The sequence below is a fragment of the Caballeronia telluris genome (assembly GCF_001544495.1).
Lineage (GTDB): Bacteria > Pseudomonadota > Gammaproteobacteria > Burkholderiales > Burkholderiaceae > Caballeronia > Caballeronia telluris.
Genome location: NZ_FCNZ02000074.1, coordinates 1 through 7977 on the forward strand (window position 1 = coordinate 1; position 7977 = coordinate 7977).

Sequence of the window (7977 nt, forward strand, 5' to 3'; positions counted from 1 at the left end):
ATGGGAACCGCGCGGGTTTCCTGCATACCGCTAACGCCCGCCGGAGCCCCAATACCGCGCGAGCGGTTTCGTCCAACTGAGTGCAACGGTCATTCGATCAGCAGTCTCGGCCGACCAGTCCTCGGGCTTATGGGAAGCCATAAATAACGTCAATGACATGCGCCAAGGACCACGAGCGACAGAAAATTGCACTTGATCAAGTGGCGCCGGCCCACCGAGCATCGGACGGTCAAGTTGCTCATTGGTCTCTGAGTCAATCCGCCTTACTTGACGTAGTCATCTACGGGGTTGCCCTTGTCGACGATGTGCACAGTGAAGCGCTTGATGCACGTGCGCTTATGACTTCCTCTCCCGGCATGACTTCGACAATCGAACGGATCACTTCCATGCCAGGTGCCCCCGTCGAATCCGTCACGCTTCAATTCCGTTCTATGATACGGGTCCTGGGCATGGACTGAAGAAAAACGGTAGGAGCTAGTCGCCGTTCGCCCGTCGCATGCAAGCCGCTCTTTGCTTTACGACGGCTGCGCTGACGGCGAAAGAGTGCGTTGCGCGAAGCAACACGCCTTCCACTCAGGCCAAGGCGCCGCGTCGTGCCCCCGGCTACCTGTCACGCCCTTCCGTTCGAAACTTCTCCCCGACTAAGCTTTCCTGCGCTTCCATTTTACAAGGCTGCGCCGGTCCACAGGTGGTTCCGTCGGTCGCTCTAAACTGACCGCCGATGACCTGCCTGCTGACGACGCCAAACATACGCCGACCGCCATCCGTTAACACGAAGCGAATGTCAATTGTCGTAGATGAAATCGGCGCGGGAAACTTGTTAATGTGCATGATGCCTGTGCAGTCCGAATAAACTGTATACATTCCGCTTTCGTTAGTGTCGAAACCGGTCGTTGGATCCGTTGACCCAGGGCGTTTCTCGCCTCCACTCTGGACGAAGTCCGCTCGAGTGAAGCCGCCATGCCCGTCAAAGTCCTGAATCGAGACCGCGTCTATCAAAACTGGTTCGTTCGCAAATCGATGGGTGTTACCCGCATCGTCGAATATGCCGATTAGTTGGCCTCTAAGCGAGAATCCGTAGAGCCCCTTGAGCGTTGCGTTAGAACACTGTTCGTCCGCGCTCGAGGTTCCAGCTGCCGCTAACAGAAAGAATGCAATTGTTGACATTACTTTCAGCCGTTTGCAGGTCATTTTCGTCTCCTTGCTAGTGACGCCAACTGCAAAAACGATCGAACGGACCGTCGCAGACGCATGCCGTTCGTCCGTTAGTCATCGCGCAGACCGAGCACCGCCTATGGGTATTACCGGTCCATTACTTCACCACATGATAAGGTTATCCTCTATACGGTGGACCTAAACATCGTTGATAATCGGCGTGCCGCGGTCATTTGAGTTTAGGAAATACGTCGGCGACGTAAGGTTTCAACGAGGGCAACGCCATGTGGCAGACAATGCATATCGGCCTCGGGTCCATCATGTCGCCGGCTGGTCGTTTCGGAGGGTCCGAAGATCCGGACGCCTCCGTTGAGGCGTTCCGGACGATCAAGGCCGTTGCCTGGATCGTCGGGGCGGTGTGGGCGAGCCATTGGCGGTCAATTACCGAAGAAAATGTTGCAATAGCTTGCGGGCCCCACGCACGACGATGGCGATGGATCCGACACAGGCTGAACGCTGCCATAAGCTGACGTGCCGTTGCTCGCCCCGGCGCCAAAGTCACTGTTGCCCGCCTGCTGGCTGTCTTGTGCGGCGATCGTCGCTTCAGCAGCATGAATTTGTTCGGGATAGTTCTCATGGCTGACGTCGCCCACGCGGTACCCGCCCTGCTCGAGACGGATCGGTTCTGCAGCACGGAACACGGGCGCGTTGCTCTGAGCGAAGCTGACGCCCGGGCCTGCGAGCGCACAGCTGGCGAGGACAAGGCATGCAAGGGTTTTCATAGTGGACCTCCTTGATTTATAGCTAACTTGTTGTTCAGGATGACGAATAAGACGCCAAAACCGGTTCCGCAGGCCAAGGTTGATATGGGTGTGCAGTCGTTCGCGAATCAGCTGGCTCTGTTCGGGGGGCGTATTGTCGATCATTCAATCTCGCTGCAAGTGATGTGCAAACGTCGGGCATGTACGCACTCCGTTTTCCGCATCGCCGGTTGTAGAGCCGTACTCATAACAGGCATTCGACAAGAGAAGAACGCGAGCCATTGCCCGGTGATCGACGCACTCCTTGTGTTGAATTATGTTGCATTATTACGCCGTGTAAACGTGTCATTTGTTGCTACATCGATAATCTGATGTTCGGCATTAAATGTTCCTTCGCGGGTGAATGAATGTTCGGTGGCGCTTCACGGCATTCGTTGGAATGGCTTCTTGAGCGTACGGTGCCCCTGCTTACGCATGGAACTTCGCCCGGCGCACGGAATGAGCACCCTGTATCGCAATTTCAACTCGTGCGGTAATAGGATATGAGTTAGTGGCACTGCGAGCGCGCGTGCACAGCCTCATACTTACGCTCGATCGGAGGTTCGACGGTCTCGCACCCAACGCTTGGCACAGTGGGCACCATCCTCGGGTGGGGACACCTGCGTGATTTCCGAACTTTTGTTCGGTAGAAAAAAGAACACTTGTCATCGACTTGCTGGCGGGCCGCTAGCACAATGGCGTGTAGTTGCACCTGATCCCCGGAGGCCTGTTATGGCGTCCTGTCCCCGAACACCACATGATTCTGGCGCGGGCGAAAGGCCCGGGCCCGGACCATCACTGTACGCAGATGAAACGGCTTACATAGTCGAACACCGTAGATTTTCCGAACTTACCAATCGCTTTGTGGGACCGGTCGCAGCACTCAATACCGAGCAGAAACTTAGCGTAGAGCGCGAATTACTGCAGTTGCTTTCCCGCCGGTCGGTATATTGGATTGCGCTACTGGTAGTCGGAAGCCCGTTCTGGTTTGTATTTGGATCGTGGATTAAAACGTCGGATAATTACCTGTTGTTCCGTGTCGTCTGGATCCTGGGACTGTGGGGTATAGTCGCTCCCCTGGCGGCATACCTACTGAAAAAGACCGCGGCGCTTCCGAAGGACGCCAGCGTCACGGCGGTCGAGCAGATGCACTGGGCGTGGGCTGCATTGGCCATGCTGACATCGTTCTGGTGGGCGGCAGCCAGCTTTGGACTAATCCCACCCAACTCCGTGTTCTCTCATGGCCATTACTTCAGATTCGCGAGGTATGGCTTCCTAGAGCTGACGATGATCGGGCAAGCATTTGCTTTGCTGCTGCTTGCACCCAGTTTTCGTGCGGTTTTCGGTTCACTCTTGATCGGCATTATTCCATTTGGATGCAACATAGCACCATATTTTTTTGTTGCACGGCCTGGAATGTTTGATTGGTATACGGCCCAAGTAATAGGCTATTGTGTCGTCGCATGGTTCATTTGCAACGATCAGCAACGCACATGTATAAAAGAGGTTGTGCTCGAGGAGGCGGTATCGCAGGCTGAAGCGGCAACGGCGGAGAAGAACCAATTTATCGCTGCAATAAGCCATGACTTGCGTCAACCGCTTACAACGCTCGGTCTGAAGTTAAATTATATTGAGCGGAGCATTAAATCGACCGAGCTGGTTGCGGACGTCTCGAATGCGCAAAGGCAAGTGGATGCGATGGAAGGGATGATTAACGGTGCACTGGATATCTGCCGCCTTGAGTCCGGCACATGGAACGTAGACGTTCAAGAGGTGGCGCTGCCTTCGCTTTTACGCGGCATATTCGTAAATATGCAGCCGCTGGCTGAGGCGAAGGGGCTGAAAATGAGACTCCATTGCGGCCCCTATCTGGTCCGTACGGATCGACCTGCGTTGGACAGGATCGTTCGGAATATGGTGACCAATGCGATCCGTTACACGCCTTCCGAACAGGGAGGAAAGAAAGGGCATGTTCTGGTGAGTTGCCAAAGGAGAGGCAGCCACATAAAGATAAGCGTCTGGGACAACGGGATCGGTATCCCAGAAGGTAGACAGGCGGATATCTTCAAGAGCTATGTACAGGTCGATAATCCCGAGAGGAATCGGGAAAAAGGGTTCGGCCTAGGTCTGTCCATTGTTCAGGGACTCGCGAACCTTCTCGGTCACAAGCTGGACATCGACTCGACACCAGGGCGGGGCTCGCGTTTTTCAATTGCGGTCCCGTTCATGGGACTTATACCGCCGGAGTTGCGGGAGGTTCAAACGGCCGAAGACTGCGACCCGGACCTGACCAATATGGTCGTGGTGATCATCGAGGACAACAGCGACCTAAGAGTCGAAATATCGATGCGCCTGATCGAGCATGGCTGCTACGTCGTAGCCGGGGAATCATCATCCGACGTCATCGAGCAATTGCGTAGTGAGGCTTTGGCAAGCGGTCCACACCTCATTCTCTCCGACTATCGGCTGGAACACGAGGACGGCATTGCTGCGATTACGGCGGTCCGCGCTGCTACCAACGTTTCGATCCCTGCACTTCTGTGGTCGGGGGACGCCTCGTCAGCGGTGCTCAAAAAAGTAGCCGTCAGTGGCATGAAGCTCTTGTCCGAACCGGTTTCTGAGCGAACCTTATTAACCGCACTCGCAAAATATAAGCCGAAAATATTGTCGGAAGGCGAGTGAAAATGGCTCACACAATCAAGCTCCGCAGATTCGCTGGATTTGTGAATTCTTTTCTGGGCACAACTGCAGCACTCAGTACCGAGCAGAAGCTCTTCGTCAAACGCGAGTTATTGCAATCGCTGTCCCGTCGCGCGGTGTGTTGGACCGTATTAGTGGCGGTCGGCGCCTCGCTGCTGTGCGTATACGGATCGTGGATCAAAACGTCGGATAGCTTTCGTTGGTTCCGTGTCGTCTGGGTCCTGGGATTTTGGGGCATGGCCACTCCCATGGCAGCATACTTACTGAAAAAGACCAAGGCGCTCCCGAAGCACGCCAGCGCCAACGCGATCGAGCAGATGCACTGGGCATGGGCTGCAAGCGTCACACTGACATCGTTCTGGTGGGCGGCGGGTAGCCTTGGGCTAACCCCACCCGATTTCTCGCCCCGCCCTCCCTACCTCAAATTGGCAAGTTCCGGCTTCCTTGAGTACACGCTGATCAGCCATACATTTACCCTGCTACTGCTCGCACCCAGTCTTCGTGCGAATTTAGGTTCGTTTGTGCTTGGCGCTGTACCGTTCGGATTTAGCCTGGGATCAGCTCTATATATTCACCGGCCAGCAATGCTGGGGTTCTATTCTACCCAGCTAATTGGCTATTGTTTCCTGGCGTGGTTTTTCTTTTACAGTCAGAAACGCTCATATGTTAAAGAGATCATTCTCGATGAGGCGCGAAAGCGGGCGGAAGCGGCAAAGGCGGAGAAAAACCTGCTTATCGCTGCAATAAGCCATGACTTGCGTCAACCGCTTACAACGCTCGGTCTGAAGTTAAATTATATTGAGCGGAGCATTAAATCGACCGAGCTGGTTGCGGACGTCTCGAATGCGCAAAGGCAAGTGGATGCGATGGAAGGGATGATTAACGGTGCACTGGATATCTGCCGCCTTGAGTCCGGCACATGGAACGTAGACGTTCAAGAGGTGGCGCTGCCTTCGCTTTTACGCGGCATATTCGTAAATATGCAGCCGCTGGCTGAGGCGAAGGGGCTGAAAATGAGACTCCATTGCGGCCCCTATCTGGTCCGTACGGATCGACCTGCGTTGGACAGGATCGTTCGGAATATGGTGACCAATGCGATCCGTTACACGCCTTCCGAACAGGGAGGAAAGAAAGGGCATGTTCTGGTGAGTTGCCAAAGGAGAGGCAGCCACATAAAGATAAGCGTCTGGGACAACGGGATCGGTATCCCAGAAGGTAGACAGGCGGATATCTTCAAGAGCTATGTACAGGTCGATAATCCCGAGAGGAATCGGGAAAAAGGGTTCGGCCTAGGTCTGTCCATTGTTCAGGGACTCGCGAACCTTCTCGGTCACAAGCTGGACATCGACTCGACACCAGGGCGGGGCTCGCGTTTTTCAATTGCGGTCCCGTTCATGGGACTTATACCGCCGGAGTTGCGGGAGGTTCAAACGGCCGAAGACTGCGACCCGGACCTGACCAATATGGTCGTGGTGATCATCGAGGACAACAGCGACCTAAGAGTCGAAATATCGATGCGCCTGATCGAGCATGGCTGCTACGTCGTAGCCGGGGAATCATCATCCGACGTCATCGAGCAATTGCGTAGTGAGGCTTTGGCAAGCGGTCCACACCTCATTCTCTCCGACTATCGGCTGGAACACGAGGACGGCATTGCTGCGATTACGGCGGTCCGCGCTGCTACCAACGTTTCGATCCCTGCACTTCTGTGGTCGGGGGACACCTCGTCAGCGGTGCTCAGAAAAGTAGCCGTCAGTGGCATGACGCTCTTGTCAAAACCGGTTTCTGAGCGAACCTTATTAACCGCACTCGCAAAATATAAGCCAAAAACGTTGACCGAAGGCGCTTAAAAGTGATGGCAGCGCAACATGAGGAGCGGTCCATCAGAGATCGTCACGTCGCCCCCCTTCCATGGGTCAGCTCGGCATTGACTCGAAGTGCAGCTTCTACGCGGTTTCTGACTTGAAGTTTGTCGTAAATAACACAGGAAACCTGTCTGACGTGTCCTTCGGAGACGCCAAGCTCTCTCGCGACCTGTTTCCCTGAGAGACCACGTGCAATGCAACGCGCCACGTCCCACTCTCGCGGAGAAAGCCCAAGATGACGTTGACTTTGGCTAGCTAAGGGCGCTTGAGTCGAGCAGGCAAAGCGGAGCAAGACTTCTTCCGGGATCCAGAGTTCACCTCCCAAGATCCTGCTCAGTCCAATGAACATTTTTTTGTGCGAGCCTCCTTTCAACAGGATTCCTCGAGCGGCGTAGTCACGCATGCAAATTCGCAAAATTTCAACTTCATCATCGTTTCTAGGAGCAAGTCCAGTGCAGATGACCACGGGAACATTGGCTAGATTTCCGGCCTGGAAATGCTCAAGTGTCGCGGCGCCGCGGTTCTCACCATCCAGATTAAGATCCAGGAATACCAGGTCTGGCGGCGGCGTCTTGTCGACTTCTTCAAACGCGCTGGCAAGCGTAAAGACGGGCGTAATGTCGATTGCGGTTGCGCTCAGCTCGGACGCGTGTGTTTGAACATATTCGCAAAGAGCAACGCAAAGAATTTCGTGGTCATCGACCCACAGGATTTTCATGGTCGCTTCTCCTCTTCATACATCCGAGAAAGGCAATCGATCGCACGCTACATTTGCGCGCAGCGCTCCTTAACAGCTTAGCATGTCGGGCGAAGCCACAGCCCCTTGAAAGACGGATAGCGAGCCTACCTTTTGCGAGGTGCTGAACTGCCTCGCCGCATTAACTAATGCCTAGCGGAGGTATTTATTCGTCAAAGCGATCCGGGTAGTGTCTGGCGCGCCGACAGCTTATCGCGTCGACTGGCAAGCTTCGCTTGACGACCCACAAGTGCCATCTCCGTCAATGTGCGGGCATCATGGCCGCTTGCTGTCTGTCGCGACTGTCCGAACCAGCCCCGTTCGAACGACGATGGGGGGGCACGTCAACGGCAGCTTCCTGGTGCAATGGCCATCGGCGCCTGAATGCTGATCGACCTCTGTGGTCTGCGCGGGCATTCGCTATACAGCGAGAGCGCATTATTCGCGCTGTGCGATTCTGGGATACGGCTGCCTTTTGTCCGAAATTTCTGGTAGCCGCGAACGTCGTGGACTACAGTATTTTTGCTATGCGACTTTAGAGCGTCGCTGACTCAGGAAGGCAAAACCGCCCGGACGTTCGTGCAACCCTCTTCTGCACGTATCCGCCGGCACCGAGCGAAAGATGGCTGCTCGGTGAAGGGCATCGTCATTCATTACTCCGGCCCACGCCACACTCCTCAACACACGGCCGTGCCGACGACCTCGCGTTCTCTCGTCGCTT

General features: G+C 54.9%; 5 protein-coding genes. 2 read left to right on the forward strand and 3 right to left on the reverse strand.

All coding sequences use genetic code 11. From position 1 onward, the window contains the following. Positions 1-603: 603 nt before the first annotated feature. Together AWB66_RS31680 and AWB66_RS31685 are read right to left on the reverse strand one after the other, a co-directional pair. Positions 604-1191 (reverse strand): hypothetical protein, encoded by a 588-nt coding sequence (locus AWB66_RS31680; RefSeq protein WP_087633943.1) that lies wholly within the window; start codon positions 1189-1191, stop codon positions 604-606. A 401-nt stretch (positions 1192-1592) separates the two neighbouring features. After that, complete coding sequence (locus AWB66_RS31685) at positions 1593-2081, reverse strand: hypothetical protein (RefSeq protein WP_235021344.1); 489 nt, start codon at positions 2079-2081, stop codon at positions 1593-1595. Between the two features lie 738 nt (positions 2082-2819). On the opposite strand from AWB66_RS31685, the gene AWB66_RS31690 reads away from it, so the two are divergent. Both AWB66_RS31690 and AWB66_RS31695 read left to right on the forward strand, forming a co-directional pair. Further along, positions 2820-4637, forward strand: a complete 1818-nt coding sequence (locus AWB66_RS31690; protein ID WP_159462989.1) for an ATP-binding response regulator — start codon at positions 2820-2822, stop codon at positions 4635-4637. Between the two features lie 2 nt (positions 4638-4639). Continuing rightward, positions 4640-6505 (forward strand): ATP-binding response regulator, encoded by a 1866-nt coding sequence (locus AWB66_RS31695; protein WP_087633946.1) that lies wholly within the window; start codon positions 4640-4642, stop codon positions 6503-6505. A 43-nt stretch (positions 6506-6548) separates the two neighbouring features. Here the strand turns inward: AWB66_RS31695 and AWB66_RS31700 are convergent, their stop codons facing one another. Next, positions 6549-7238 carry a LuxR C-terminal-related transcriptional regulator gene (locus AWB66_RS31700; RefSeq protein WP_087633947.1) on the reverse strand — a complete coding sequence of 230 codons (690 nt, stop codon included), beginning with the start codon at positions 7236-7238 and terminating at the stop codon, positions 6549-6551. Positions 7239-7977: the final 739 nt, after the last annotated feature.